The sequence below is a fragment of the Limosilactobacillus equigenerosi DSM 18793 = JCM 14505 genome (assembly GCF_001311375.1).
In the GTDB taxonomy this organism is placed as follows: domain Bacteria; phylum Bacillota; class Bacilli; order Lactobacillales; family Lactobacillaceae; genus Limosilactobacillus; species Limosilactobacillus equigenerosi.
Window position 1 is genome coordinate 91488 of the sequence record NZ_BBAS01000003.1, and the last position, 26524, is coordinate 118011.

Annotated in this window: 22 protein-coding genes and 5 pseudogenes; 23 read left to right on the plus strand and 4 right to left on the minus strand. The window is 40.2% G+C overall.

The annotated features are described in order from the left end of the window. The first annotated feature begins 81 nt into the window (after positions 1-81). The 3 genes from JCM14505_RS02755 to JCM14505_RS02760 all read left to right on the plus strand — a co-directional run bounded on the left by JCM14505_RS02755 (position 82) and on the right by JCM14505_RS02760 (position 3308). A complete protein-coding gene (locus tag JCM14505_RS02755; RefSeq protein WP_054652749.1) occupies positions 82-879 on the plus strand; it encodes a DNA/RNA non-specific endonuclease in 798 nt (265 codons plus the stop codon). A gap of 154 nt (positions 880-1033) precedes the next feature. Next, on the plus strand, positions 1034-1204 hold the full coding sequence (locus JCM14505_RS09425; RefSeq protein WP_225352229.1) for a hypothetical protein: 171 nt from the start codon (positions 1034-1036) through the stop codon (positions 1202-1204). A gap of 34 nt (positions 1205-1238) precedes the next feature. Next, a complete protein-coding gene (locus JCM14505_RS02760; RefSeq protein ID WP_225352230.1) occupies positions 1239-3308 on the plus strand; it encodes an Aq_aa27 family P-loop NTPase in 2070 nt (689 codons plus the stop codon). A gap of 98 nt (positions 3309-3406) precedes the next feature. Here the strand turns inward: JCM14505_RS02760 and JCM14505_RS02765 are convergent, their stop codons facing one another. Then, positions 3407-3655: a DUF454 family protein gene (locus JCM14505_RS02765; protein ID WP_054652751.1), complete on the minus strand. Its 249-nt coding sequence runs from the start codon at positions 3653-3655 to the stop codon at positions 3407-3409. A 165-nt stretch (positions 3656-3820) separates the two neighbouring features. On the opposite strand from JCM14505_RS02765, the gene JCM14505_RS02770 reads away from it, so the two are divergent. The 7 genes and pseudogenes from JCM14505_RS02770 to JCM14505_RS09435 all read left to right on the plus strand — a co-directional run bounded on the left by JCM14505_RS02770 (position 3821) and on the right by JCM14505_RS09435 (position 9125). Then, positions 3821-4396, plus strand: a complete 576-nt coding sequence (locus tag JCM14505_RS02770) for a hypothetical protein (protein WP_054652753.1) — start codon at positions 3821-3823, stop codon at positions 4394-4396. Next, on the plus strand, positions 4344-4616 hold the full coding sequence (locus tag JCM14505_RS02775) for a hypothetical protein (protein WP_156249816.1): 273 nt from the start codon (positions 4344-4346) through the stop codon (positions 4614-4616). The genes JCM14505_RS02770 and JCM14505_RS02775 overlap by 53 nt, the downstream gene beginning before the upstream one ends. Further along, a complete protein-coding gene (locus JCM14505_RS02780; protein WP_054652757.1) occupies positions 4591-5571 on the plus strand; it encodes a serine hydrolase domain-containing protein in 981 nt (326 codons plus the stop codon). The genes JCM14505_RS02775 and JCM14505_RS02780 overlap by 26 nt, the downstream gene beginning before the upstream one ends. A gap of 101 nt (positions 5572-5672) precedes the next feature. Next, positions 5673-6169: pseudogene (locus JCM14505_RS02785) on the plus strand (phosphatidylglycerophosphatase A family protein). Between the two features lie 24 nt (positions 6170-6193). Beyond that, a complete protein-coding gene (locus JCM14505_RS02790; protein ID WP_054652759.1) occupies positions 6194-7816 on the plus strand; it encodes an ABC-F family ATP-binding cassette domain-containing protein in 1623 nt (540 codons plus the stop codon). 551 nt (positions 7817-8367) lie between these two features. Further along, positions 8368-8688, plus strand: coding sequence for an alpha/beta hydrolase (locus JCM14505_RS09430; protein WP_225352231.1), 321 nt, complete (start codon positions 8368-8370; stop codon positions 8686-8688). After that, positions 8616-9125 (plus strand): alpha/beta hydrolase, encoded by a 510-nt coding sequence (locus tag JCM14505_RS09435; RefSeq protein ID WP_225352232.1) that lies wholly within the window; start codon positions 8616-8618, stop codon positions 9123-9125. Before JCM14505_RS09430 ends, JCM14505_RS09435 begins: the two co-directional genes overlap by 73 nt. A 323-nt stretch (positions 9126-9448) precedes the next feature. Here JCM14505_RS09435 and JCM14505_RS02800 read toward each other — a convergent pair. Continuing rightward, positions 9449-11268, minus strand: a pseudogene (locus tag JCM14505_RS02800) (heavy metal translocating P-type ATPase). Positions 11269-11855: 587 nt separating this feature from the next. Between JCM14505_RS02800 and JCM14505_RS02805 the strand changes: the two are divergent. The 4 genes and pseudogenes from JCM14505_RS02805 to JCM14505_RS08915 all read left to right on the plus strand — a co-directional run bounded on the left by JCM14505_RS02805 (position 11856) and on the right by JCM14505_RS08915 (position 14376). Then, on the plus strand, positions 11856-12551 hold the full coding sequence (locus JCM14505_RS02805; protein ID WP_054652761.1) for an amino acid ABC transporter permease: 696 nt from the start codon (positions 11856-11858) through the stop codon (positions 12549-12551). Positions 12552-12563: 12 nt separating this feature from the next. After that, positions 12564-13311, plus strand: a pseudogene (locus JCM14505_RS02810) (amino acid ABC transporter ATP-binding protein). Positions 13312-13330: 19 nt separating this feature from the next. Beyond that, positions 13331-14114 (plus strand): annotated as a pseudogene (locus JCM14505_RS02815) (transporter substrate-binding domain-containing protein). 103 nt (positions 14115-14217) lie between these two features. Next, positions 14218-14376 (plus strand): hypothetical protein, encoded by a 159-nt coding sequence (locus tag JCM14505_RS08915; RefSeq protein WP_156249817.1) that lies wholly within the window; start codon positions 14218-14220, stop codon positions 14374-14376. Between the two features lie 121 nt (positions 14377-14497). Here the strand turns inward: JCM14505_RS08915 and JCM14505_RS02820 are convergent, their stop codons facing one another. Together JCM14505_RS02820 and JCM14505_RS02825 are read right to left on the minus strand one after the other, a co-directional pair. Then, a complete protein-coding gene (locus tag JCM14505_RS02820; RefSeq protein ID WP_054652764.1) occupies positions 14498-14857 on the minus strand; it encodes a hypothetical protein in 360 nt (119 codons plus the stop codon). A 3-nt stretch (positions 14858-14860) separates the two neighbouring features. Continuing rightward, complete coding sequence (locus JCM14505_RS02825; RefSeq protein WP_054652766.1) at positions 14861-15055, minus strand: hypothetical protein; 195 nt, start codon at positions 15053-15055, stop codon at positions 14861-14863. A gap of 451 nt (positions 15056-15506) precedes the next feature. Between JCM14505_RS02825 and JCM14505_RS02830 the strand changes: the two genes are divergently transcribed. From JCM14505_RS02830 to JCM14505_RS02870, 9 genes and pseudogenes are all read left to right on the plus strand, one after another. Continuing rightward, on the plus strand, positions 15507-16154 hold the full coding sequence (locus JCM14505_RS02830) for a hypothetical protein (protein WP_054652768.1): 648 nt from the start codon (positions 15507-15509) through the stop codon (positions 16152-16154). Positions 16155-16633: 479 nt separating this feature from the next. Beyond that, positions 16634-21034: pseudogene (locus tag JCM14505_RS10525) on the plus strand (Eco57I restriction-modification methylase domain-containing protein). A gap of 15 nt (positions 21035-21049) precedes the next feature. Beyond that, positions 21050-21532 carry a hypothetical protein gene (locus tag JCM14505_RS02840; protein ID WP_054652770.1) on the plus strand — a complete coding sequence of 161 codons (483 nt, stop codon included), beginning with the start codon at positions 21050-21052 and terminating at the stop codon, positions 21530-21532. A 545-nt stretch (positions 21533-22077) separates the two neighbouring features. Further along, a complete protein-coding gene (locus tag JCM14505_RS02845; protein WP_369395258.1) occupies positions 22078-22683 on the plus strand; it encodes a DNA methyltransferase in 606 nt (201 codons plus the stop codon). Between the two features lie 228 nt (positions 22684-22911). Then, positions 22912-23694 carry a hypothetical protein gene (locus JCM14505_RS02850; RefSeq protein WP_054652772.1) on the plus strand — a complete coding sequence of 261 codons (783 nt, stop codon included), beginning with the start codon at positions 22912-22914 and terminating at the stop codon, positions 23692-23694. 70 nt (positions 23695-23764) lie between these two features. After that, a complete protein-coding gene (locus tag JCM14505_RS02855) occupies positions 23765-24826 on the plus strand; it encodes a hypothetical protein (RefSeq protein WP_054652774.1) in 1062 nt (353 codons plus the stop codon). A gap of 2 nt (positions 24827-24828) precedes the next feature. Continuing rightward, a complete protein-coding gene (locus JCM14505_RS02860; protein WP_054652776.1) occupies positions 24829-25248 on the plus strand; it encodes a hypothetical protein in 420 nt (139 codons plus the stop codon). Positions 25249-25370: 122 nt separating this feature from the next. After that, the gene (locus JCM14505_RS02865; RefSeq protein ID WP_054652778.1) at positions 25371-25631 is read left to right on the plus strand and encodes a hypothetical protein; all 261 of its coding nucleotides are present in this window, start codon (positions 25371-25373) and stop codon (positions 25629-25631) included. 106 nt (positions 25632-25737) lie between these two features. Then, complete coding sequence (locus JCM14505_RS02870) at positions 25738-26394, plus strand: DUF6339 family protein (RefSeq protein WP_263848932.1); 657 nt, start codon at positions 25738-25740, stop codon at positions 26392-26394. Positions 26395-26524 lie beyond the last annotated feature (130 nt).

Here is a 26524-nt window from a genome sequence, read left to right on the forward strand (position 1 = left end):
AATTCGCTACAATGAACAAGTGAATTTGACAGCTAAAGGAGTAATTGGCATGAAAATGAAAAAAAATTATTACGGCTCGCAATGACCTTGTTAGTCGCCAGTGGGATTGGTGGCGTGGCTACGGGACATAATCCCGTTAATTTAGTTCACCAAGGAGCAACGAACCTGACCCGGTCAACGACGACCGAAGCAGCTACCATGACGCCGCCTAGTGAAGCGCTGGCTAAAAGTGTTCTAACGCCAGCCGTGACCAAACAATTGGGTGGATCAGTCCAATGGAATAGGGCCGGGGCGTTTATCATTAATGGCAATCAGCCCAATTTAAACGCGAAAATTAACGCTGCTCCCTATGCTGTTAATCGTCTCGATGACCAAGGGCGAGCATGGCAAGGGGATGCGTGGTTGAATAAGTCAACGCGCCAATATCGAAGCCGAGAAGAAACGGGGCAAGGACGGACGTATTGGCGACCTAAAGGCTTTTTACAAGCAAGTCACTTAGCTAACGGTCCCAATCATGCGTATGATCGTGGTCATTTGCTGGGGTATGCGTTAGTTGGCAATCTGCGTGGCTTTGATGCGTCGGAAAGTAACCCCAAGAATATTGCTACTCAAACGGCGTGGGCGAATGAAGCGCGGGCGCAAAATTCCACTGGACAAAATTATTACGAAGGCCTCGTCCGGCGTGCCTTGGACCAAAATAAGCAAGTTCGTTACCGGGTAACTAATATTTATAATGGTGATAATTTAGTGCCGTCCGGCGCGCACTTGGAGGCGTTATCAGCTGATGGGTCAGTGGCCTTTAATGTCTTTGTTCCCAATGTACAACCAAATATTCGGATTAATTATGCGACTGGTGCGGTAACGGCCGTAAAACCATAAAATTAATTGATGAAGTAATTTGAAGTCGGTTAGGAAAATTCCTAGCCGTTTTTATTTTCACTTGTTAGGGAGGCAGAATTAGACTTGCAAAATCGCTTCCAATCAGTGAAAATAGAAGATAAACGAAAAATTTTGAACGAAGGGAATTGTGCCAATGGCCACGAAACAAATTCAACGGATTAACGTGTTGCATAATGGGCAACCAGCTCAATTGGCAATTGAAGAAATCTTTGATGCCGTAACGTATCCAAACTTACAAGCAATTACGGGACAAATCGAACCAGAATTTGCCAACCAATATTTAGGGGATTTTTTTACAAGCTAATTTAATCTTAGGGGACCAAGCATTAGCAACGAGTTTGTCCAAAGATGATACGTTGACGAAGGATGCGATCTTAACTGCGATGCTTCAAGTCGCAACGAAGACGGCGGCGAAGCTCTTCCAAGCATTTAGTAGTCAATTACAAGTGAATGTGTTAGCGGATGTCTTTCAATTAAAAACAGCGCCAACGCAAGCTTTACATTCACGATATGTATTATTATCGAATCCGACCACGGAAGCTAAGCGGGTGGTATTAGGAATTAATAATTTTGCCACGGCTAGTTTTACAGCTGATCACAACCAAGTGGAAACCATCCTCATCTTTGACGATGCGCAATTGTTTGATCAATTACAGGCTAACTTTACCGATCAAGTATTACCATTAGTGACGAATCTCTTTAGTGCTGACTTATTGAAGGCAGCTGAAACGCAAATGAAGGCGGCTAAGGATACTAAGAATCCGGTGGTAATTTTAGATAATGAAACGACGGATGCCTTAGTGGAAAGTGAGTTAACCGAATTATTAGCGACCACGGTTGATGAGCATGTTAAGGCAGGGGTCTTAGATAAACAAGCCCCATTAGCGATGCGGAATGCAACGATTAATCGAACGCGGGAACGGGAAAGCGAACAACGCTTAATTATGCAACGGGATATGTTGTTGCAATTAGAAAAAGAGGCGGTGTCACCACGGGCGGAACAACCAGGCATGCGGGCCAAAAGTCAAATTGCCAAAAAAGTCCAAGCCGCCTTGGCACAAGCAATCTCACCCGAAGATTTAGCGGTGGAAAAGAAGTACACTACTTACTTATACGACCGGCCAATGGAACGGGATTTGGCCAATGGACAAACTGGTTTGTACACGCCCAGTGATACTGGTGACTTTGCCTTGCCATTTGGGCAACGGGCGAGCGAAGCAGAAATTAAGGCGGGGTTAAAACAAATTGATGCCGTCATGCAAGGGTACCAAAAGTATGTAGTTGATTATGATGACGACTACGGGAAGCGGTTCTTTGAAGCGATTCTGTATGGATTTACGGCCCCATACTTATGGGAAATTCGGACGAAAGCGAGTCTGAACCCTGAAGATGGTAATGATGTGCCAAACTTCTTAATCCTAGGGGCCACGGCCGGGTCAGGTAAGTCAACGTTGTTACGAATTATTAACCAATTAACGTGGGGCACGGATCAAGCGATGATTGACTTTGGGACAATTTATCCCGCTGATGCCGCTCAACGTAAAGCCAAGACCGTCCAAGCTTTAGAAGCGTACATGAAGCAAGATAGTACGTATCCGGTCTTAGTGGATGAAATCGAACCATACTTCTTCCAACAACCACAATACAGTCGGCACTTGGTAGTTGATACGATGAATGAATTAATCAACCGACCAAAGGCGATTGCACCATTGATTGGGACGACTAATTACAATGGGAGTTTCTCGATGGTCCGGGAAGCGGCCCGGCGGTCATATTATTTACAACTCGATAAAGTGATTGACGCCGATCAAAAAGAAGCCGCTACGCAATACATTTATGAAGTCCGGCAACAATTAGACAACAAACTCTTTAAGGATTTTGTGGTCCGGATGGCCGAAAAGTTAGCGGATGATGACACAAATTGGCGTCAATTCGGGGACAATAAACAACTGGACTTCTTAGCGGTCACGCGGGATATTTTCCGTGATTACTACCAAGCGGCCAAAATGAGTGTGCCAAGTTACCTTGGCGATGGCTTATGTGATGATTTCCGTGAAACCGCCCGGAATAAGTGGGCGAAGTTGTACTTAACCCAAATGGAAGACTTTGTTTATCGGCAAGAAAACAACAGTTTAGTGTTTGATATTACGAAGTTGAATTCATTTAACGGATTTGGGGCTGAAGCGAGCGAAGAATACCGGAATTCCTTACCAATTGAATTATGTGTTGATGGGATTAATGGGAAGACTGGAAAGTTTGTGGAAATGAAAGCGACGGACTTCTTTAACTGGATCGGGGTTGAACCTAACCTTAAAACTACCACGCATGACAATGGAACTGTGAAGACCACGACGACGGCCAAACCAAAGAAGAAAGGATTCTGGGCACGGTTATTCGGTGGTAATTAGTAGTATGCTAATCAAAACACGTTAACCGAACCTTCGGGATATCCTGGTCCGATGGTTAGTTGATAAGACAAAATAAGGCTCCCAAATTGGCGGGAGCCTTATTTACTAGAATTTGATAATAATTTACCAATGATTGGTAAATGTTGAGTTGTTTTAATTAATTTTTGGTACCACGCTTGGTGATGTAACCAACGTTCAAAGCGTGGAGAGGCTTTGGCTAAACAAAAAAGCGCAAAGATAAAGAATGGAATTTGGGGAATGATGGGTAAAACGAGCCCAATTGCTCCTCCGACAAGACTGATTGATCCTAAGAGCGACCAAAGAAAGCGTGAAAGTAATAAATTCATTCAACATCACCCGCCTTTATTTTGAAGTTAATTAATTATAGCGTGTTAGCGATGAGAATGATACTGATTTATTGAAGCTTTAAGAAGTCTTAAAACTATTCGCATTCCCTGTTAATGATACGGTATAATTAATAGGATACGAATATTTGAGAGGGGGACGATAAAATGTTAATGGTACCAGCACCGCTGAAACCGGCGTTACAGGATTTGGCAACGGTTACCCCGCCAGCCGAGGCAACGCAAAATTGGGTTCTGCGGACGGTTCAAGTCGGTCAATTATCATGGGTAATTGCGTTACACGTTGAATCAAAGTTACCACTGATTTTGCCAAGCTTTGATATTTTGCAAGTGTCACCAGTGATGGTGTTCGAGCAAGGGATTGCGGGACTGTTTAATCGAGCTGAGATTGATTTTACCAAGCGACTGAAATTTTTACGGGACTTTGAAAAACAAGGGTTGCAAGTTGCTAATATGACCGGGGATTTTCAAGTTGAACGGGTGTTGCAATTTTATCGGTCGCAAATGATTGACCAACCAATTGTTGGGATTGCGGACTTAGAAGAAGAAGCTGGCTTATTAGAACGCCTTGTGTCAGCGTCGATTGAATTGGGGAAATTGTGGCGTGATCCGCAAACCAAGCAAACGGCCTGGCAAGCATTCAAGACGAGCTTTGAACAGGTTGAAGCTGATGATGACATTAATCGGATGTTGGCAGCGATGGTTAAAAAAAGTTCAAGCTGAAGCTGTTAGTGCCCGGAACAGTGAAATTGCGACGGATGATTTAGATCATTATATGAAACAAATTCTTTGGATGTTGCATGTTTTAATGGATGATCCTAGATCTGGTGCGCAACAACTACGCGACTTTAGTCTAAATTTAGACGCCGAGGCGCGGCTGACGATTCAAAAGGAATTGAGAGAGTTGAAGACAGTTTATGAAGAACCGAACTTGGATGATTAGTTTCTTAGTGGGTGTTTTAATGAGTAATGCGGCCGTAGTTCCAGCCCAGGCGGCGACTAAATCCGTTCCCGCAACGGATGCGGCAACCGTTAAGCGCATTAAACAAACATTAGCAGATGAACACGTGAATGGGGTGGTCGTGGTTAATGGCCAGCATAACCAGCCCGAAGTAATTATGAATACGGTCGCTGGGGCGCAGGGAAACCATAAATTAACCGGGAATAGTCTCTTTCCGATTGCCTCGTTGAACAAGTCCTTTACGGGGATTGGGATTCAACGCTTGCTTAATCAGGGAAAGTTAAAACGTGATGCTAAGTTGGCCAAGTTTTTCCCACAAACCCCGAATGCGGCCAATATTACTGTTGACCAATTGTCAAAGCATACCAGTGATTTGCAAGACATTGCCCAAGATAGTCCCAAAATAATGAAATCGGATCGGCAACGTCTTAATTTTGCCCAACATAATGTGACGGCGACCGGGAAATATACGTGGACGTACACGAATGCCAATTATGCGTTATTAGCTGGGATTTTAAGTCGTTTGACGCATGAAAGTTATGAAGATTGGGTGCAAACGAACATTATTAAGCGCGCGCACTTAACCCATACGAAACATTATGATGAAGTGAATGCCAACCAAATTGCGTGGGGGATGAATGCGGACAATGGGCCCACAACGTTGGATAAATTGCAAAAGACGATGACCGTCATGTATGGAGCGGGGGATTACTTTGTTTCGGCAGCTGATTATTGGAAGTACGTAACGGCATTTAATGCGGGAAAGTTAGTTAAGTTAGATACCGTGACGAAGCAAATTAACCCGAATGGATCGGAATTTCAATATATTGATGGGTTTTACTTTAGTCCCACTGGTAAGTATTGTGCTTACGGATCATATAGCAATGTCTTTAATTCCGCTGTTTTTTTTCAAATTATCATACAAAACAATCGTTAGTCATGTATACTAACAACATTCCTTATTTACAAAGTAAGGACTTAGCCAATCGGCTAGCAGCCATTTATTATCATGAACAATAATTGAGGAGGACTCGGAAAATGCAAAATAGTAACTTTAAGTATCCCGACACTGCCGCCTTTAACTTTGTGGTGGAGCACTTGGAATCACGGGGCGTTGAATTACGCGAATTAAGTAATTTAGCTATGAAATGCAAAAAGATTTTGCGGAATTAGGGACGCCAGATGAGTATTACGAAGCTTTAATTGATGTTTTGCATAAACGCGAGCTCCTCAATGATGCGATGGTGGCGTTAGAATTAGATCGGTTAGCGCAAACGAATCAATTAGCCGAACCATTGTTGTCCATTGTTAAAAATGATGCCGGGGTCTTCGGGGCTGATGAAGCACTGGCCCTCGGAATTGCAAATATTTACGGCACGATTGGGGTCACGAATTACGGTTACCTTGATCGGGTCAAAAAGGATGTCATTAAACGCTTTGATGAAAATGATGATCAAGTGGCGACGTTTATTGACGATATTTTAGGGGCGATTGTTGCTGCTGTGTGCGGGAAAATGGCCCATCGCTACGCCTAATTACGACGAAACGAGGAAATAAATTTGATTACTGTTACTGATATGAGCCTGAACTTATCAGGTAAGACACTTTATCACGATGTGAACTTGAAGTTTACTCCTGGCAATTGTTATGGGGTGATTGGAGCCAACGGGGCGGGGAAATCAACCTTTTTAAAGCTGTTATCGGGGCAATTGACGCCGACAACGGGGAACATTAGTATTGATCCGCACGAACGGATGAGCCAATTAGTCCAAGACCACTTCGCCTTTGATGACTTCACGGTGATGCAAACGGTGATCCAAGGGCATAAGGAACTTTACCGCGTGATGCAAGCAAAAGATGCTTTATACGCGAAACCGGATTTCAGCGATGAAGATGGACTCAAAGTGGCGGAATTAGAAGCTGAATTTGCCGAAATGGACGGTTGGAATGCCGAAGCGAACGCCAGCCAATTATTGCAATCATTAGGGATTCCAGAAAGTGTCCACGACACTTCGATGGCTGAATTACCTGAAGCAGATAAGGTGAAGGTCTTACTGGCGCAAGCCTTGTTTGATGATCCGGATATCTTGTTACTGGACGAACCGACTAACGGGTTGGATGTCCACACCATTAGCTGGTTAGAAAATTTCTTGGCTGATTACGACAAGATTGTGATTGTGGTTTCTCACGACCGGCACTTCTTAAACCAAGTTTGTACGCAAATGTGTGACGTGGACTTTGGCCAAATCAAGCTTTTTGTGGGGAACTATGATTTCTGGTATGAATCGAGTCAATTGGCAGCGCAATTAGCAGCCAATCAAAATGCCAAGAAGGAAGAAAAGATTAAGGAACTCCAAGCCTTTATCGCGCGGTTCTCAGCTAACGCCTCCAAGCATAAGCAAGCTACGTCCCGGAAGAAGCAATTAGAAAAGATTACGTTGGATGACATTAAACCATCATTGCGGAAGTATCCATACGTTAAATTTACCCAAGATCGGGAACTCGGGAACGACTTATTAAAGGTTGAAAATGTTTCATATACGCTGGACGGCGAAAAGATTTTGGACAATGTGTCCTTCTTAATTCGTCCCGGTGAAAAGGTGGCCTTCTTGTCAAAGGATGATATGACGACGACGGTGATGCTCCAAATTATTGCCGGGGCCTTGGAACCTGATGAAGGTACGGTCACGTGGGGGCAAACGGCGAGTCGGAATTACATGCCAAAGGATTTGAATGCGGCCTTTGATAATGATGAATTAACGATTATTGATTGGTTACGCCAATTTGCGTCCAAGGAACAAAATGATAATACGTTCTTGCGGGGCTTCTTAGGCAAGATGTTGTTTACGGGTGAAGAAATTGATAAGCAAATCAAGGTCTTGTCCGGGGGTGAAAAAGTGCGGTGTCAATTAGCCAAGTTGATGCTCCAACAAGCCAACACTTTAATCATGGATGATCCAACCAACCACTTGGATTTGGAATCTATCACGTCCTTAAACGATGCAATGGTTGATTTTAAGGGATCAATCTTCTTTACTAGTCATGACCATGACTTTATTAACACGATTGCCAACCATATTATTGAACTTGGACCAAAGGGTTACTTAAACCGGCCTGACATGACGTATGATGAATACTTAGAACATGAAACGGTTCAAGAACAATTAAATGAAATTTACTAATGATGAACAGCTCGGTTAATGGCCGGGCTGTTTTTATTTGGTCAAAATTAGTTCAGTCAGTGTATTTACTTGCTAGGGACTGATTTTGAAATTTCGACTTAATTATAATCTAAAAGGAGATTATGATAAAAAGTATTCAAATAAGATGACAGGCGGGATTAATATGAGTTCTTATGCGAAAGTGCAAGCCAATATTGATAGTAATGTAAAATTGAAGGCTGAACGAATCATTAAAGAAATTGAGAGCCTCTTTAATGGTGAGGATTAATCATATTTATACGGCGTACATTTCATGGGGCAATGGTGAGAAACTCCCCCCTATTTTAGTTTTAAAAATGAATTAAGCTTTAAAATTAGCGATAATTTGTTATCGGAACCGACGGGCAATGGTGGTAAGCGGTTGATCCTTTTTCCAAACGAAGTAGAGTGTGGTGGTTAGGGTTGGTGATTTATATCAACTGTAAGATCAAACCACGCCCCGTCCAGGAATCGCAGTTTGTGGACCATTTGGGGCTGTTAAGGAGCAATCAAGTGGGCTATACGCACAAGAAATGGCGAAGCGTGGTTTTGTAGCCCTGGCCTTTGATCCATCTTTTACAGGGGAATCAAGCGGTTTTCCGCGGGATATGTTCTCATTAGACATTAATATGGAAGATTTTCAAGCGGCGGTTGACTATTTAAGTAATCATCCGGCAGTTAATGCTGAACAAGTGGTATTATTGGAATTTGTGGTTGGGGTGGTATTTCGCTCAATGCCGCTGCCAATGATCCGCGGATTAAGGCCACGGTGGCGGTTACCATGTATGACATGGCGCGGATTGGGGCGAATGGTTATTTTGATGCTCAAAGTGCTGATGAACGTTATGAAATGAAGGTTAAGACGGCCCAACTACGGACCAAAAAATATCAAAGCCAAGCTTTTGCCAAAGCTGGGGGTTGTCTCCCATATCCGGCGCCAGCAAATACGCCGGAATTTGTTCAACAATACATCACCTATTACAAGACGAAGCGGGGTTATCATGCTCGGTCAGTAAATTCGAATAAAGGTTGGCCGCTTCAAGCCCAAACAGGATGGGCGAATACTAAGATTCTAGTGCATCCTGAAGATTTTAAGAATGCCGCCTTAATCGTTCATGGTGAAAAGGACCACAGTCGCTACATGGGTGAAGACACGTTTAAGAAGTTAACTGGTGATAATAAGGAATTTTACTTAGTTCCTAATGCCACACATACTGATTTATATGATGGCGGAGACCACGAATATATTTCATTTGATAAAATCGAAGCCTTCTTAAATCAATATCTATAATTCATAGATTGTACATAAAAGAATAACCCCGCAAGCTGTTAGATTAGCTTACGGGGATTTTTGTATGCTGAGGTTAATTAATTTTGCCTCAAGAATTTAATTGATAATAAAAAACCCACTAGCCTGGAAAGGAGCTAGTGGGCTCGGGAAGATATTGTTAGGGAGTTCAATATCTTCGGTTAGGAGTTATATGATGGTCTTTCGTTGGTAAGAAAGACCAATAGTAATTGAAACATAAAGCGTCAATCGGCTGGAATTGAATTACTCAATTCCATGTTCTTAGGATAGCACGGTTGTTGGAGACCGCCAAATAATTAGTCATGTTAATTTCCAAGGAGTTCTCGGGCTGAGCGAGCACGTAAGGCCCATAAAATTGAAACGGTATCAATTACTTCTTGGCATAGGGCGCCGATAATTGCGGGAATGACGCCAAACGCAGCAATCACCATTAAAACGAGACAAATGCCGAGTCCAATTAAAACGGCTTGTTTAGCAACGCGCATCGTGGCTTGGGCAATCGTGACCGCCGTGGCGACTTTGGCGAGGTCATCTTTTAAAATGACTAAGTCAGCTGATTCACTGGCGGCGGATGATCCATGGGCTCCCATCGCAATCCCGACGTCCGCCGTTGCTAAACTTGGGGCGTCATTAACCCCATCCCCGACCATAACAGCGGGTCGTTGGGCCGGCGTGAGGCTTGCTAAGGCGGCAATTTTGGCTTCCGGTAATAATTCGGCCCGGACATCATTAATGCCGACCAGCTCAGCGACCCGGTTGCCGTGGCAGTTTGATCACCAGACAACATCATCAGTTTGGTGACGCCGTGTTGTTGCAATGATTGCATCGTCAGGGCAGCTTCGGGGCGGATTTGATCTTGGAATGTAATCCGGCCGAGATATTGCTCGCCTTGGCGGACATAGATGGCGGTGTACTTTGTCGGGGCCACGACTTGGTCGCCGAGAATGAACTTACGCTTACCGACCTGCACTAATTGACCGTTGAGCGTGGCTTGAACCCCATTGGCGGTGATTTCTTGGACATCATTCACGGGGAGTAGGGGTACATCGTTAGCTTGCGCATAGTCAACTAGTGATCGCGCCAGCACGTGATTAGAATGTTGCTCGACACTGGCCGCTAATTGGAGTAACTGCTGTTCATCAACGCCGGCTACTGGGGTGATGGCATCAACGGATAAGTGACCGTTAGTAATCGTTCCCGTTTTATCAAAGGCTACCGTCTTGGCGCGGGCGAGTTTTTCAATCACATCCCCCGTTTTGACGACAATCCCATTGCGTGAAGCTCGGCTCATCCCAGACACTAAGGCCACCGGGGCGGCTAAAATTAATGGACATGGTGAGGCCACCACCATGACTTCCGCAAATCGTTGCGGACTTTTAGCAACTAAGGCCGCAACGAACGCCAAAAGTACCGCTACAATCGTAAACGGCACGGCATAGCGGTCCGCTAATCGCACAAAGTGAGCGGGCGTGTTTTTGGCGTGTTGGACTAACTTCACTAATTGTTGGAATTGACTGTCAACGGCTAATTGGGTCGCTTGCATCGTAATGGCATGGTCACCATTAACCGAACCTGACATTAATGGAGCTTGGGGCTGCTTTGGTTGCGGTCGTGCTTCTCCCGTTAACGATGATTCATCAACGGTTGAGGTACCGCTAATGACCATCCCATCGACGGGGACGACTTCGCCCGGCTTAATTAGTAATTGATCACCAACCGCCACTTCATTAACCGTAATCGTGGTGATTTGATCTCCGGTTATCCGGTAGGCGACTTGCGGCGAATTATCTAAGAGCGCTTTTAATTCGGTGTTAGCTTTGTTGGTGGCGTAATCCTCGAGGGCATCACCACCAACGAGCATAATTAAGATGATTAAGGCGGCCCAATGTTCCCCCACGGCCAGCGTGGAAACAATTGCTAAAATAGCCAATAAATCAACGCCGTATTGGCCGTGGCGGATGGTTTGGATCATTTCGGCTAACATCACCAGCACAAAGTACGCTCCCATAATGGTGATGATTATTTGGGCCCCTAAACTGGAACCGTAGATAAATTGAACGAACAAACTAATCACCGCCACGCAGGCAATGATCATGAGAATATGTTTGTGTGACATTTTTATCATCGTACCCGACCTCCTCTTTACCTTAATTATACGCTGATATAGCTAAGAAAATATAAGGAATGCTTTAAGAAAGCGATAGGAATGGTTATAGTATAATTAACTCATAAGCAAGTGTGACCGCATTTTCGGTGAACCAAAGGCATAATAAAACCCCACCGCCAAGTAAATTGACAGTGGGGAAAGGGAGTTAACCAGTCGCCATTGGGAGGAGAGAGGAGCGCGACTGGTAATTCTTGGTTGGAGTTTGTCGAACCTTAAAGGTGGTTTCCTTTAAGGTTAGCTATACTATACGCCCTTTAAATTAAAAACCAAATTATTTTATCAAGCGCAGATTGATTGACAATAAGTAAGTAATCAAGTAAGATTTAAACCATACTAAAAGTTAGGAGAACGAAATGATGAACCAAACAATACGCCAATCAATGATGTGTTGTTGCGGATCGCACCTCATGCGACCCGGTTTTTAAGGTGTTCAATCATCATGTTCGCTTAATGAATAACGGGTAAATGATGAGGTGTTAAATCAAGTTGTTCTTGGTTTGGCACCTTTTTTGGTACTCGCAGATAGAAAGGATTTGATTATTTAAATGTGGGAAACAATTACGGATGCCGTCCCGCAACTCTTAGCGGCCGGCTTTAAATACACGATTCCCTTAGCCATTGTCTCATTTTTCTTTGGTCTCATCTTAGCGCTCATCACGGCCTTGATTCGGATGTCGAAACAAGGTGGGGTACTGATGGTGGTGCGCTGGCTGTTCAGCTTTTATGTCTGGCTTTTCCGGTCAACGCCTTTGCTGGTCCAATTATTCATCGTCTTCTTTGGGTTACCATACTTAAAGATTAAGGGAATCGCCCCGGATGGGATTAAGCTGGAACCATTTTTCGCTGGGGTGTTAACGTTCTCACTCAACACGGGGGCTTATGCGTCCGAAACTTTGCGGAGTGCAATTAGTTCGGTCCCTAAAGAACAATGGGAAGCCGGCGCCGCTATTGGGATGACCCAAACGCAAGTCTTTCGGCGGATTATTTTACCGCAAGCGTTGCGGGTTGCCGTGCCACCACTGTCCAATGAGTTCATTAGTTTGGTGAAGGATACCTCATTAGCCGCTTCAATTACGATTATCGAAATGTTTAACGTTTCCCAACAAATTGCGGCGGAAAATTACCAACCATTATTAATGTACAGTATTGTAGCGTTGATTTATGCCGTGTTTACAACCGTCTTATCGTACTTACAAAGTTACTTAGAACGGGTGTTAAACCGGCAAATGAATGTGAACTAGGAGGATTTAATGATGCAAGTGAAGCACTTAAATAAAGCCTATGGCAACAAGCAAGTCCTCAAAGATGTGTCGGTTGAGTTTCCAGCCGGGCAAACGACGGTCTTAATTGGCCCCTCCGGATCAGGAAAGTCGACGATTTTGCGGTCATTAAACTTATTAGTCACCCCAGATAATGGGACGTTTGATTTTAATGATCATCACGTTGATTTTAGTCAACCAATTAGCCGCAAAGAAATGCTGGAGATTCGCAAAGATACTGGGATGGTCTTTCAGGAATACAATCTCTTCCCGAATAAGACGGTGCTCGGCAATGTCATCGAAGGCCCAACCCAAGTCTTGAAGCAGGATAAGGCGACAGCGATTAAAAACGCGCACGAATGGCTCAAAAAAAGTTGGTTTGGATGACAAAGCCAATGCCTACCCGAATGAATTATCCGGGGGCCAAGCCCAACGGGTCGCGATTGCCCGGGCGATGGCGATGGAACCGGAATACTTGTTACTGGACGAACCAACCAGTGCCTTGGATCCCGAATTAGAATTGAGTGTCTTGAAGGTCTTATTAGCCTTGGCCAAGGAACAGCAATCCATGGTCATCGTCACGCACAATATGATGTTTGCGCAAAAGGTGGCCGATAAGATTGTCTTTGTTGAAGACGGGGAAATCCTTTATGATGGGGAGGCCCAAGCATTCTTTGACCGGGAAAACCAAACGCCGCGGATGCGGCAGTTTATTGATTCAATTATGATGGCCGATTTATAGCAGATTAAGGAGTAATACAATGAAGTTTTGGAAGAAGTTATCAGTGAGTTTAGCAGTAGCTGCTTTAGGAATTAGCGCGGTGGCCCCCAGTGTGAGCGCCGCCAGCGTGAACAGTGAATTGAAGAATAAGGGTGAATTAACGATTGGGTTAGAAGGAACCTACGCCCCATTCTCCTACCGCAAAGACGGGAAGTTAACCGGGTTTGAAGTTGAATTAGGGAAGGCCGTCGCCAAGAAGATGGCTTAAAGGCCAAGTTTGTCCCAACCAAGTGGGATTCCTTGATTGCCGGCCTTGGTTCTGGCAAGTTTGACGTGGTCATGAATGACATTACGCCAACCCCACAACGGGCTAAGCAATACAACTACTCCGAACCATACATTCAATCCCACTACGTTTTAATTATGAAGGATAACGCTAACTTCACGTCAATCAAGGATGTCAAGGGCAAGAAGGTTGCAGCCGGGACTGGCACGGATAACGAAAAGATCGCCAAGAAGTTCGGCGCTAAGACGGTCCCAGCCGCTGACTTTGCGAGTGGGTTAGACTTAGTCCGCCAAGGTCGGGTCCAAGCCGAAGTTAACTCGAAGGAAGCTTGGAGCATTTATGCTAAGAAGCATGACACCAAGGCTTAAAGATGATTGACATTTCTGACGATCAAAAGCCAGCCCCAATTTCAGCGATGTTTAATAAGAAGACGCCAGCCATTGAAAGTGCCTACAACAAGGCCTTGAAGGAAGTGCAAGCGGATGGCACGGTGAAGAAGTTATCTGAAAAGTACTTCGGCACTGATATTACGGAATAATAGATAAATTAATAATCAGCCTCAATTACGCATTGAATTGCGGAGTTGAGGCTGATTTTTTGATTGTTAGATTTAAAATGGTAGAAAATAGTGAGGTGATAGAATGGTTACCGAAAATAAACAGTTAGCCAAGTTAAAGAAGCACCCGAATCGCAAGCAAGTAAATGTCAAGCATAGTAAGATTCGTCAGGAAGTCGAAACGGCGATGGTAAAAGTATTTATGGATAACCGCGAATTAATGGACCGCCTTGAAAATAAATAACCCTCCATAATAACCAGTGAATATATTACGGAGGGTTACTGCTGTATCTGTTTATAGCAAATTCTTATTTCGCTAAAAACAAAAGGCCCCAAATCTGCATTCACAGACTGAGGCCATTTTGTTAAGCTTGCGAACTAATCGCGATATTAATTTGATCAACCAACTTCCTGGCATCGTCAATCCCAAGCACGAGTTGATCATAGTCGTCATTTGTGAGTTGAATCACCACCGGCGTTGACGTATGTTTGAGATTGTAAAACGTCTTGCGTCCGTCATGATGAAAGGTCCCGGCCGTGTAGCCAGGCACATTCGTCCCCGGCGCGCGGAGCCCTTTAAATTCTTGCAAAATCTCCGGATCAATGGTCGCCCCCATGACGTGGGAGAGGGGAATGGTGAGCTGCTTTTTCAAGGCCCACAATTTATCTAGGCCTTGGGGGATAATGATTAAGGCATCAGGGGTTAAGGTAACTTTGTTTTCCATGATTTATTCCTCCGTTAAATGGGCACGGTGCAACAGGGCAGTGGTGAGGAGAGCGTCCCAGTTCGGCTGGTTTGTTAACCAGGCTTGGAGCCGGGCGTTAATTTCGGGATCGCGCCAGCTTAATTCGGTCATCGCAATTAGGATTAGTTGATCAGCGGTCGGTGAAGTTGTTTTTAAAGCCGCTTGGAGCGCGGCCATAAACAGCCCGCGTTTACTGCCAAAGGTGGTGTACAGGCTACCGCGGAGAATCCCAGTGGCAGTTACGAAATCATCAATTGACGCGCTTCATAGCCATGCGCGATAAAGACGGCTTGAATTTGATTCATCGCCGTCGTGAGATCAAATTGTTTCTTGCGTCCCATTGAAATCCCTCCTTTGACCTGAGTATATTATTTTTGAATGATTAGTCAAGAAAACGGTTTATTTTGTTCGTTATTAATCATCAGTTGCGTTAAAATAAGGGTGCGGTCGTGGTAAAATGCTGGATCGAGTCAAACCTCTTTTCTTAATTGATGACTAGCCACGACCGGATCTTCCTTTTTTGATACCTTTTACAGTATTTGATTCAGCATTACCTATCTGAAGCAAGTTAGCGGTGAGCTGGCTTGCTTTTTTGGTGAGGGCAAGCGATTGATGGGAGGAATCTTGAATGGAAATTATGAGTAAACCCGCATTACGGGAGATTGTTGCGGTCAAGCAACTGGAATTTGCGAGTGAAATTTTAACGACAACTGGAGAGACCTTGCGGATTGAGGAACGGGCACACCAATATTTGGCCCGGCGCTTAACCGGACCAAAACTCTGGCAACGTCAATTAAAGGCGATTGAACAAGTGGTGCGTGAGCAAGCGCCCCGGCGCAACCTCGCCTTTGGCTTCGTAGGGCAACAGGTCCAGTTTGTCCCAGCGGCAGGGCTGACGTCACCAACAGTCGTCTATTATGCCAATCATTATCTAAAACAAGTCCACCCGGATCGGCGAGGCACGCGCTTAGAAATGGTCGATGGCTTACCAGATTTAATCGTGAACGAACCGGTGGCCAAGGTGCAACGGTATCAAGTGGCCAACGACAAAGTTAAATTAATGTTGGATGCCGTTAGTCAACAATACCAACTGGCCGGGGGCGGCACGATTGCGGACGATGATCAAATCAATTACCGCGAACGGCAACGGATTTGTGACCAAGTTGATCAAATGATGATGGTACAGTTGGCCAACGAAGTACATGAGTTGTTGTACGATGAACCGTTGGCGCCGGATCAGGTCGAGTTGGTGAAGAGGAAGTATGGGAAATATTAGTAAAAATTAAATTAATTAATTTGCGGACGAAATTTGTCTTTCTATGACGATAATATAGAGACATCGTAAAGGAAGGACTGAATAATTTATTTTTATTATCCTAGGATTACCATTGAATGTTAATTTGCTTGGTGCCACCTAGTTGATGTGTTCTTGTTTACAATTTACGAATTTATACTCAATTCAGTATTTTTCTTTGCGGTGGCAAGTTAGCAATATGCTGACTTGTTTTTTTTAAATTAAATAATATATAAGTTAGGACAAAATTTGTCGGTTATATTAAATAATATATAAATCGTAAAGTGAAATAATAATTATTAACTTACTTCACTTTACGGGTCATGACGGCTTGATTTATATTACTAAGTAAATAATTAGTATTAAATTTTGAAATACTAAAAAAATTCTTGAGTTCATGGTGATTCAAGAAATAATCAGAGTAAAATAATAGTTAAATACTAAATTGTAGGAGATGAATAATGGAAAGTAGTTTCAATTTTTTAGCAGATGATTTTGATACCGTAGAGTTGTTGCCATACTTAGAAAATATTGAAGTATTGTATGCTGAAAATCACTTTACGCAAGAACTTGTTGAAGTTCGAAAGGTACTCGAATTTGTTGCTCGACAAATTTTGGATTTTAATTATGTAAGTATTGATAGTTATGCGACGTTTAATGATTGTTTGCGTAAATTAAAAAAACATAAATTATTACCTCCAAATATTAACAATCGTTTTCATGAATGGAAACAAGAAGGAAATGAAAATGCTCATGAATTACAGGATGCAACTAAAATTCGTGGTTTGGAGGGTTTGAAAGGATTATTCGATGTTCTAGTTTGGTACATGAATAATATCATCAATCCAGACAACCAAATAAATCCTAAATTTGCAGAGCCAAAGTTAGAAGTTAATTATCAAACTAATGAACGAAAATTAATTTATATTGTTGATATTGATACTGATAAAGGTGGACTTGATCGGTATAAGGGAAGCGAGAAAATCGGAGAGGCATCCGTTGATGATTTAGAGGCCAATCTAAGTCCTAATAGTGATGACTTGAAAGAGGCTGCTACTAAAAGAGTTAATAAGTATTTAAAAACTTCAGGGCTTCCTTATACAATCCAGTGGGCCCAACTAGCATTTCGTAGTGAAGATAAAAGTTGGTTCAGTGATCGTGATGTTCATGCAGTTTTGGAACGTTCAGGAATTAAACATACTAAAGAATTGAATGGATCAGAATGGTTCAAAACAGATGTTGAAACTGGTAAAAAAAGCTATCCAAGCTGTAAAGGAACGTCGTGATTCAATTATTGATGTAATTAATGAAACGGAATCTGAATATAAGATTAAACTACGGCCTGAACAAGCTGATGCCGTTAAAAAGACAACGAAAACCTTCAAAAATAAGGATAAAATGTTATGGAATGCTAAAATGCGATTTGGTAAGACGATTACTACATTGCAATTGGTTAAAGAACAAAAGTATCAAAAAGTCTTAATCATGACGCACCGCCCGGTAGTCGATGATAGTTGGTTTGATGATTTCCAAAAGATGGAAATGACCCAAGCTGGTTATTTATATGGATCAAAGCGGAAGGGTGAAACAATTGAAAACTTGGTTTCATCAGATAAGCCATTTGTGTATTTTGCCAGTCTGCAAGATTTACGGGGGTCATCACAGGCTGGTGGAAAAGCTGGTGATAAAAATGAAGAGGTTTTTGATACTAAGTGGGATTTGGTAGTAATTGATGAAGCTCATGAAGGTACCCAAACTGATTTAGCACAAAATGTGCTGAAATTAGTAGTGACGGATAATTATACTAAGTTACTTGAATTATCAGGGACCCCATTTAATATCTTGGACCAATATGAAGATGACGAAGTCTTTGTTTGGGATTACGTCATGGAACAACAGGCCAAAGAAAAATGGACACTTGAACACCCAGGTGAACCGAATCCATACGCGGGATTACCAAAAGTATCAATGTATACTTTTGAAATGAATAAGAAATTCAGTGATTTACAATTTATGGATTCAACGAAATCATTTAATTTTAAGGAATTTTTCCGTGTTGATGATAATGGTAAGTTCAAGTATGAAGCGAAAGTCAAACAATTCCTAGACAATATTACATCATTTAGCAAAGATACCGCTTATCCATTTTCAACCCGTGAATTTCGGGATAATTTGCGGCATACCTTGTGGATTATGCCGGGGGTTAAGGAAGCCAATGCGTTAGAAGATTTGCTAAAGACGCATAATGTTTTCGGTGAATATGACATTATTAATGTAGTTCGCGATGATAAATCAGATAATGTTCAAGATGCTACTCAATCTGATGTTGACAGAGTTAATAAGGCGATTACGGATGATCCAACAGCAACGAAGACGATTACGTTGACCGTTCGGAAGATGACGACTGGGGTTACAATAAAGCCTTGGACTGGGGTGGTTTTCTTATCAAATACAGATAGTGCGATGCAATACTTGCAAGCAGCGTTCCGTGCGCAAACTCCATATTCGTCAGAAAAGTTTGGGATGAAGACTAACTGCTACATCTTCGACTTTGCTCCGGATCGAGCCTTAAAAGTAATGGCGGAATCACGACGGATTAACACCGGGGTCGGAAAACTTAATTCGAAGCAACAAAATGAATCGATGGGTGAATTAATGAACTTCTTACCAATTATTGGTGAGCAAGGGCAAGGAATGAAGCCGTTTGATGTTGATTCATTAATTACCAAGTTAAAACGAGTGTATGCTGAAAAGGCGGTTCGGACCGGATTTGATGATGATTCACTATATTCTGATCAGTTATTAATGCTTGATGAATCGGATGTGACTGAATTTAATAATTTAAAACAGATTACCGGGACAACAAATGCCGAAAAGAAACCAGCAAAGGTTGATGTTAACCATCAAGGCCTCGATGAAGAAGAATATGAACAAGCACTTGATGCTCAAAAGAAACCAAAACGACAACGAACACCGGAAGAACAAGCAGCACTTGATAAATATAAAGAACTGAAGAAACAACGTAAAACAATGATTAGTATCTTGCGGTCGATTTCGATTCGGATTCCATTGATGATTTACGGGATGGAAGCTGATTTGGATGAAGATATTAGCATTCAAAAGTTCGTTCGCAATGTTGATGATGTTTCATGGCAAGAATTTATGCCTGATAGGGTAACTAAGGAATTATTCCTTAAGTTTAGTAAATACTATGACCAAGAGGTATTTATTGAAGCTGGTAAGATCATCCGGAATCGCGTTAAGGAGCTAGATAACCTTGACCCATTAGAACGAGCTCAAGAATTAGCCCAAATTTTTGGGACGTTCCGGAATCCAGATAAAGAAACCGTGTTGACGCCATGGCGTGTAGTTAATATGCACTTAGGTAAAACCATTGGTGGTTTGTCATTTTATGATGATAAGTATGAAAATTCGACGGCGGATGGCTTAGCTGCTCAACACTGGATTAAGACTGATTATACGGATCATATTTTCCAACGCGATAAGCATATCTTAGAAATTAATTCTAAAACGGGATTATATCCACTGTATGCGGCGATGTCGATGTACTATTTGGAATACCAAAAGTTGAATGACGAAACGGCTGGTAAATTCACGTTTGAAGATGAATTAATGTTAATGCAACGAATTTTACGCGAAAATATCTTCGTGATTGCTAAAACACCAATGGCTGCTAAAATTACGAAACGAACGCTAGCTGGTTATCGTGACGATTGGGAACAAGATTTAAATATTAAATATATTGAAAATATTGTTGAAGATACAAAGGAAGGCGTAAAAGAAGAAGCTGATAAAATTAAAGGGGTATTTGTAAATATGAAGTTTGACGTGGTTATCGGTAATCCGCCATATCAAGATACATCGAAAGGGGATACTAATCGTAAGGAACCGTTATATGATAAGTTTATGGATCTTTCATATGACATCTCGGATTTAGTTACTTTAATTACTCCAGCTAGATTCTTGTTTAATTCTGGGCAAACTAAATCAAATTGGAACAAAAAAAATGTTAGATGATCCTCATTTAACTGTCGTTATGTATAATCCGATTGGTGAACAAATTTTTCCTAGAACAGATATTAAAGGGGGAGTTGCAATTACTCTTAGGGATTTGCATCAAAACTTTGGTTCTATAGGTGTATATACTCCATATGATGAACTTAAGTCAGTAATGAAAAAAAAGTCCACAATATTGAAAGTAGCAACTTAAGTTTTACCAATTTAGTTTCTTCACGTGGATTATACAAATTTGCAGATCAATTATATAAGGACTATCCATCTATCATAAAGAAAAATAATGGTATGGTTTCTCCAACGTCATTTGAACAATATCCTGAAATCTTTAGAGAAAAAGGAAATATTGATAATGGTGACTTAAAGGTATTAGGGTTAATCGATTCTAATAAACGGACTTATAGATACATAAAATCAGAATATTTTAAAGAGAATAAATATATCCATAAATATAAAGTTCTAGTTCCAAAGGCAAATGGTTCCGGTGCTATTGGAGAAGTTTTAAGTACCCCCTCATTGGTACCCCCCTCATTGGTAATACAGATACATTTTTATCTATTGGACCTTTTGATGATATGTACAGTGCAAATAGTACATTAAAATATATTAAAACTAAGTTTTGTCGTGCTATGTTGGGTATTAAAAAGGTTACTCAAAATATGACAGGGGATACTTGGTCGGAAGTTCCGGTTCAAGATTTTACCGAAAGCTCAGATATTGATTGGTCAAAGTCAGTTGCTGAAATTGATCAACAACTTTATAAAAAGTACGGATTATCTGAAGATGAAATTAATTTCATTGAAACAAAAGTTCAGGCTATGGAGTAAAAATGAATAATATTAATGAATTATATAAAAAAATATAAGTCTTCAAATAGCAAATGGATAATTAGCCAAATTACTAATAATCATTCAGAATATCAATCAAGAGCTAATTTTATTAATATATCTAATAAATTCTTAGCCACGCCCGAAAATACCCCCATTTTATATCATTACACCACCTATGAATCATTAAAGAAAATTATTGAAACAAACGAATTTTTACTGGGATCAATTAAAGAAATGAACGATTCCGAAGAAATAAAACATACCTTTGATTTAGGAAGAATAATTCTTAAAGAATTGGGAGCAACCCAGGATGAAATTAAAAGTTTTAATGAAATATTTTTAGCAAAATTTGTTCAGTATGATACATATTTAATTAGTTTTACAAAAAATAATTCTTCTATGGCAATGCAAAAGTATGGGGATGTTGCATTAGAATTTAAATTAAGTGAGGTACAAGGAGTATTAGCTGAAAAGTTTACACCAAAAAAATTTTGAATTAAAGTCTGGTGATGCATATGTTTTCCCAATGATTGTCAATTATGATGAGGAATTTCAAAAACGGTGGTTATATCCAATAGTTAAGATGATATTATTTTGTATTAGAAATACAGAAATTGAAGATTACATAATAAATTATTATTTATATTCAAGTATGTATTCGTTTTATGTATTATCCTTGTGTTTTAAAAGACATATAATTCATGAAGAAAACGAAATCCGCATTCTAGTGTTAAGAAAAGTTACCCATGGTGAATCTCATGAAGAAAAAAAATTTTAAACGAGAAGCCACGGATTGTCATGCCATTAAATTATCAGTTAATTAAAAAAAAGTTATTGCAAATCGAAGCTGGTATGGGAAATTGCCAGTTATTAATAATCTTTTAAGCGCAAATGATTTTGTTGACACTAAAGTAGAATTAACAAAATTACCATATTAATATTGGATGGTTAAACTAAATGACAGAACAATTAATTAAATCTGCTGATCGAGTTAAGGATCATGGTGAAGTATTTACTCCTAAATGGATTGTAGAAAAAAAATGCTTAACCAACCGGAAATTGATGCTAAGGTTAAATCCTTAACTGCAACTTTTTTGGAACCATCTGCCGGTGAAGGAGCATTTTTAACTGAGTTACTTGATCGCAAACTTCAATACGCAGCTACGGTTAGCTCAAATGGAAAAGAATTTAACATCAATGCTTTGCGTGTTTTATCTACCTTATATGGAATCGAATTTATGGAAGACAACGTTGAAGTGCTTGTTATGAATATGATTTTGACGTTTTCTTCTGTTTATGGACGGTTAATTTCAGATGAGTTTGACGCCATTCCGGAACAAAAGGTAATTGAAAGTGCTAAGGTAATTATCCGCGCTAATATGGCGCAAGGAGATACACTTAAGTACGTTACGGCAACAGGAGACCCAATCATCTTTAGCGAATGGCAGCCAGTTGGAAAGACTCGGGTTAAACGAATCGAGTATACTTTTGAATCGATTGTTAATGGTGAAGGTCCAACTGGTACAGTTCGAAATATTAATGAACAGTTGGATTTATTTGCATTGGATGACGAACCAGAAGAAGATACTTCGGTATCATATGCTGAATGCAAGTGGACGGATGTGTATAAGGAATTGGTGGAGTAAACAAAGTAATTAACGAATTGCTAATATCTGAAAATTGCTAATTTATTACAATTTCTGGATTTTGTTTGTTAAAAAAAGTTAAAGAGGTAACCTAGAAACCAACGGGTATTCAGGTTACCTCTTATTTATTTAAAAATATAGATTAATTAAATAGCGACATAATTTGTCGGTTAGTGTTGCTAATATACATATATAATAAATATTGAAAATAAAAAAAGGAGATAGGTTATGAATTGGACAACCAATCTTAGTTCGGAAAATGCACATGAAGGCTCTGCAAATGGTGACGTTGAATTATTTGCGGGTAAAGAAGTAAATGCTACGGTTCGAGAAGTTATTCAAAATTCAATTGATGTTCCGAATGATTCAAAGACTCCGGTAATAGTTGAAGTTGATATGTATGAGGAATCAATTGACAAGTTACCACGAATTTCGCAAGTAAAAGAAATTGTAGACAACATTGCCAATACTGAATTTTGGAAAAATGATCAAGAAGTATCAAAGCGAGTTGATTTAGCAAAGCAAACCTTAGATAAAGACACGGTTAAGATTGTTCGGTTTAGTGATTTTAATACTACAGGTGCTAAAGGGGCGAAACAAGGACATCAAGCTAGAACGCCGTTTACGGCTTTAACGAGGGCTAATTATGTCTCTGATAAGGCTAGTTCAAGTGCTTCTGGTAGTCGGGGGATTGGTAAAAATAGTGTTAAGGGGATTTCAGATTTACGAATGGTCTTGTTTACTTCTCAAACCAAAGAAGACGGTAAGTATAGTTCCGGTCAAATTGATTTAGCAACCTTTGCCAAGGGTGATAAAATTTCAAATCGAATTAATTACTTAGTTGGCGATGATAATGAAGCAATTGCTGGTGAGGTTATTGATGATAAATTTACTCGGAATGAAAATGGGACTGATTTACGAATCGTTGGAGTAAATGAAGATTATGGCCAAGAATTGTGCGAATTTGGGTTAGTTTATTTATTGGAAAATTTTTTTAACTTCAATTTATGAGGGACGATTAGTCGTTAAGTTTTTAGGAACGACTATTGATAAAAATAATTTATACCAAACGATTCTTGATTTGCCTGAGGATACTAATGATAGTAAAAAATACATTCAATCATACTATCGGGCACTAGAATTCGGTAAAAAAATATCAATTACCAGAGGCTTTTTTTTAACTAATTATGGGATTAATCCTGCAGACGGAACTTTTTACTTAGAAACAGAAACATTATTTGGTAGTAAAGTGTTATTCACTCGTGAATCCGGGATGAAAATTTACGATAAAAACTTTAATGCGGCTGGTAATTATGCAGGGGTTTTCCGCGCAACAGGGATGTTGAATAAGGTATTACGAAATATGGAAGATGCCACGCATACTAAGTGGCAAGATTCTTTGTTTGATAATCGTGGTAATATGATTAACTATCACGAACTTAATACAAAATTTCGGCAAGATAATCGCTACGCCTCAAGTTTGCTAGAAAGTTTACGGAAGTTTATTAAGGATATTTTAAATCAGGCATTTGATGTTGACGGTAATGATGAAATTGAAGCTGACGAGATTGCAAATTTATTTTACTTAGAAGAAACGAATCATGAAGAAAATAAACAGGGCGTAGTTGAGTCTTCTAATCATAAAATTTCAAAAATTAAAATTGTAAAGCAAAAACAAAAGGTTCCTGCTGGTTCGAGAAAGATTGAAGTTACTGTAGATGATAATGGTGAAATTACACCAACGAGAACTCGTAAGCCTCAAAATAAACCTTCAACATCTAAAGATAAGCCCCAAAAACCTCGAACAACTAAAAATGATACAACATATAGCATGAAACCTGTTGACGTGACAAATGAGTGGGCTTTATCAAATGACGATGGCTCAATGGATTATATTTTTGAAGCTCCAAAGAATATGGCTAAATTCGGAATTGAATTTAATCCAGTTGGAGAAGGGGAAATTAAGGTTAATCCTATCAAAAAAGCGTTGTATAACGGCAAAGAGATGAAAGTTTTAGAAGATAACGTATTTTATACACTTGATAATATCAAAAAGGGTAAAAATATTAGTATTCACCTTGAATTAGTAGATAGCCAACCGGTTGGATTAAATGCAATTTTACGTGAATTGAGAAAGGGTTAATTATGAAATTAAAAGAACGGCGTTTCCCATATCCAGTTTTATCGATGGCGACAAGTGACTATCCGTTGGGAAATTTTACATATGATGTGGAAGTTGTAGATGATAGTTATTTGCACATTGTCTGTAATTTACAAGAAAAGATAATCGAAAAGTACATTAATCGTGGTGACTTTATGTACGTTGTTGGGATTGAAAGCGTCCAAACTAAGAGTAGGCAATTATATAAACAATCAACTCCAGAGTTTAAAATTGAATTAGACGCTGATCAGCTAGGACCCAAATTACACTTAAATGTCTTAATTTTAGCTAATCGGGATGTTACAAATTATCCAACAAACCAACTTAATAGTGTTTATCATGGTCGCAAGGTATCCTTTAAAAAAAGGCTACTATATTGCCAAGTGTCCAACGCAAACAATTGAATTTGAATTCGAGAATGAAGTTAGAAAATCTGGGATTATTGTTAAGGAAAACCCTAATGTTGACAGCTTTACCGTAGATGTTGATCAAGAAGTCATTTCGATTAGCTTGAATTCAGAAAACTATGAAGGCTACAAAAAAATATCGGAAGACTAAACGGTCAGAAATTTTAAATTCGATTTTTTATACTGCAGTTATGGCAGCGATAACGCAAATTGTTATGAGTGACAAAGATTATTCTGAAGCTGAAGATGGTTGGATTCCACTAGTTACCAAAAATATGGATAAACTAGGATATACGCTTGAGGATTTAAAGGAAGATGCGTCTTTGATTGTAAATGTAGTAAATGCAATTTTAAAAAAATCCTTTAAATCAATTATTTGATACCTTTAATGAAAATGAGGAATAGTTATGAAATTAAAATATATTACTACTGATTTTGCGGATGAGTTGTCAACTAATTTTGATCAGTACCGTCAGTATTATCAACTTGAGAAAAAAAGAAGAGTTAATCAATTTATTTAATGAAAATTCATTCGTTTCGTCAATAGAAGCTGAGTTACCGAAGTTAGATTTCAGTGAAGACGTTGGAGAATCCGATACGATTAACGCTCAACGTTTATATGAGGCACTTAAGCACCTAACTCCACACGAAGCTGCTGATGAACGATTATGGATTTACTTGTTTCATGTTAATTACTATGATTTTCTGCGTTATCGAGTTCCTAAAACGAGGGCAAATGATTTAGAAACTGGTAAATTTAATAATTCAGCAGTATTATTCACTGGAAATAATGAGCGAAAGGGGCGCGGGAAGACTATTAACTATTTATCCCGACTCTGGTGGGCTGGTTATTTTGCCTGCATAGATGGTAACTATGATTTATTACCTCTAATTACGAAGAGTGACTTTTCAAGTAACATGATTCTTTTATTTGGGGGCAGTCGGCAATTTGCGAATAATCTTACTTTATCTCATGGATATTTAAAGGCGATGAAGAAGTTTTTTTTGATAATTATGATCATCCAAATCGTAATCGTAATTATTACGAAGAAGGGATGCAATATTTATCTTTACGCAGTTCGTCCGAAATGTTGGATATGTTTGACGAATCAGAAATTGAAACAATGGTGTATGAGCATTTGATTGATATTTATGGATAGTCATTTATTAACATTAATTGTTTATTTTTAATAGAGAAATCGTGAATAGGACTCGCAACATTTGGATTTAAGATGTTGCGAGCCCATTTGCGTACTATGCTGTTCGATTTTCA

Excerpts from the sequence above, each read along its gene's own strand:
- JCM14505_RS02755 (WP_054652749.1), top strand. The coding sequence starts at position 82 with ATGACCTTGTTAGTCGCCAGTGGGATTGGTGGCGTGGCTACGGGACAT.
- JCM14505_RS09425 (WP_225352229.1), top strand. The coding sequence starts at position 1,034 with ATGGCCACGAAACAAATTCAACGGATTAACGTGTTGCATAATGGGCAA.
- JCM14505_RS02765 (WP_054652751.1), bottom strand. The coding sequence starts at position 3,655 with ATGAATTTATTACTTTCACGCTTTCTTTGGTCGCTCTTAGGATCAATC.
- JCM14505_RS02770 (WP_054652753.1), top strand. The coding sequence starts at position 3,821 with ATGTTAATGGTACCAGCACCGCTGAAACCGGCGTTACAGGATTTGGCA.
- JCM14505_RS02775 (WP_156249816.1), top strand. The coding sequence starts at position 4,344 with ATGATGACATTAATCGGATGTTGGCAGCGATGGTTAAAAAAAGTTCAA.
- JCM14505_RS02780 (WP_054652757.1), top strand. The coding sequence starts at position 4,591 with ATGAAGAACCGAACTTGGATGATTAGTTTCTTAGTGGGTGTTTTAATG.
- JCM14505_RS09430 (WP_225352231.1), top strand. The coding sequence starts at position 8,368 with ATGGCGAAGCGTGGTTTTGTAGCCCTGGCCTTTGATCCATCTTTTACA.
- JCM14505_RS09435 (WP_225352232.1), top strand. The coding sequence starts at position 8,616 with ATGTATGACATGGCGCGGATTGGGGCGAATGGTTATTTTGATGCTCAA.
- JCM14505_RS02805 (WP_054652761.1), top strand. The coding sequence starts at position 11,856 with ATGTGGGAAACAATTACGGATGCCGTCCCGCAACTCTTAGCGGCCGGC.
- JCM14505_RS08915 (WP_156249817.1), top strand. The coding sequence starts at position 14,218 with ATGGTTACCGAAAATAAACAGTTAGCCAAGTTAAAGAAGCACCCGAAT.
- JCM14505_RS02820 (WP_054652764.1), bottom strand. The coding sequence starts at position 14,857 with ATGGAAAACAAAGTTACCTTAACCCCTGATGCCTTAATCATTATCCCC.
- JCM14505_RS02825 (WP_054652766.1), bottom strand. The coding sequence starts at position 15,055 with ATGGCCGCGCTCCAAGCGGCTTTAAAAACAACTTCACCGACCGCTGAT.
- JCM14505_RS02830 (WP_054652768.1), top strand. The coding sequence starts at position 15,507 with ATGGAAATTATGAGTAAACCCGCATTACGGGAGATTGTTGCGGTCAAG.
- JCM14505_RS02840 (WP_054652770.1), top strand. The coding sequence starts at position 21,050 with ATGAATTATATAAAAAAATATAAGTCTTCAAATAGCAAATGGATAATT.
- JCM14505_RS02845 (WP_369395258.1), top strand. The coding sequence starts at position 22,078 with ATGCTTAACCAACCGGAAATTGATGCTAAGGTTAAATCCTTAACTGCA.
- JCM14505_RS02850 (WP_054652772.1), top strand. The coding sequence starts at position 22,912 with ATGAATTGGACAACCAATCTTAGTTCGGAAAATGCACATGAAGGCTCT.
- JCM14505_RS02860 (WP_054652776.1), top strand. The coding sequence starts at position 24,829 with ATGAAATTAAAAGAACGGCGTTTCCCATATCCAGTTTTATCGATGGCG.
- JCM14505_RS02865 (WP_054652778.1), top strand. The coding sequence starts at position 25,371 with ATGAAGGCTACAAAAAAATATCGGAAGACTAAACGGTCAGAAATTTTA.